Annotated in this window: 1 protein-coding gene; it reads left to right on the plus strand. The window is 24.9% G+C overall.

Annotated features, from left to right (window positions below):
- Positions 1 to 161 precede the first annotated feature (161 nt).
- A complete protein-coding gene (locus H8909_RS12995; protein ID WP_187013127.1) occupies positions 162 to 1,550 on the plus strand; it encodes a sigma 54-interacting transcriptional regulator in 1,389 nt (462 codons plus the stop codon).
- Positions 1,551 to 1,644: the final 94 nt, after the last annotated feature.

Here is a 1,644-nt window from a genome sequence, read left to right on the forward strand (position 1 = left end):
AGATGCAAATCTTTATATTAAATATGATGGACTTGTTTAACGGATTCACTGGACTTTTCTAGCGTAATGGATGGACTTATTTTACCGTATGGAGTGGCCTTGCCACTCCGTAATATTCATTTGTTTTATAATATGAATATATTTAGAAAAGGAGAAATTTTATGAAAAAGAAATATGAGGTTCTTTTTTATATTGATAAATTATCTACAAAAAAAGATCAAAACGATCCCTCTAAAATGGTGTTTTCAACAAAAGAATTAGCAAGTCATTTAAATATTCAACGTTCTAATTTATCAGCTATTTTGAATGAATTAGTTAGAGAAAATAAATTAGAAAAAATAGCTGGGAGACCGGTACTTTATAAAATACATAATAAATTAGATGAAGACGATTCTATATTTAATCAACTAATAGGATTTAATGGAAGCCTTGCTAAGTCTATTCAAGATATTAAATCAACACTTTTATATCCTGGTAAAAAACCGGTTATTTTATTGTCAGGGGAAAGTGGTACAGGTAAAAGTTTACTTGCTAAAAAAATATATGAATTTTCTAAAGAAAAAGGCCTAATTAATGAAAATGGTCAATTAGTGAAACTAAATTGTAAATACTTTATGAATGATGAAACTATGATTAAGAATTTATTTATTGATTATGGAAAAGCTGCTTTAGAAAAGGCGAAAAACGGAATGATTTATTTTGATAATGTTCATTTAATACCAGAAAAATATAAATCAATTATATATGATTTAATTGAAATGAGTTCACTAAAAGAAAATAACTTTATGGTTGTTTTGTCATCGGATTGCTTTAATGAAAATGATTTAAAAAGTAATGCTCTCGATAATATATCAATAAAAATTGATTTGCCTTCTTTAGATAAAAGAGGATTGGTTGAAAGGATGGAATTAGTTCAGGGATGTTTTAAAAAAGAAGCAAGAAAAATAGATAAGTCGATTGTTATAGAACCTGAAACATTAGAATGCTTATTACTTTATCATTGTAAAAATAATATAAAACAACTTGTAAACGATATTTCTAGTGCATGTTCACATGCTTTTTTGAAAAATTTAGATAATAATTCAAATGTCTATGTCTATCTTGATGATTTTCCAATCTATGTAAAAAAAGGCTTTATTTTTTATAAAGAAAAATCGACAGAGATAAATAGACTTATTTCACATGATTTTTTATATTATTATTCAAAAGATTCTATTGAAAAAATAAAAATAAAGGAAAGTACTTCTGCTGTTTATGAACATCTTGAAAAACAAGATACATCATTAGTTGATAAATCCCTTTTGTTAAAAAATAAATACAATCAATTAATATCAAGTTATAGACAATACATTGATAAAGAGAAAATAAATGAATTGAATATTAGTAAATATATTCCACAAGAAATTATAGATATTGTAAAAGAATTCTTAGATAGTTCATCACAAAAATTAAAACGAGTTTTCCCGCAAGAAGTCTTTATTGTTTTATCTCTTCATTTAACAAAAATAATAAATAATAAGCAAATTGATAGTGTCAAGAATCTTGTGTAAATTCTTATTTCCTGTAAATTAAGTTTTCAGTAGATAAGATTAGTTGTTATCTATTAATTTGGAAACCATTGATCACGACCAACTAAACCAAAAC

Origin of the sequence: Catenibacterium faecis, from assembly GCF_014306455.1 — a bacterium.
In the GTDB taxonomy this organism is placed as follows: domain Bacteria; phylum Bacillota_I; class Bacilli_A; order Erysipelotrichales; family Coprobacillaceae; genus Catenibacterium; species Catenibacterium mitsuoka_A.

What these genes read in the sequence shown, in the direction of transcription:
- H8909_RS12995 (WP_187013127.1), top strand. Translation starts at nt 162, where the DNA reads ATGAAAAAGAAATATGAGGTTCTTTTTTATATTGATAAATTATCTACA.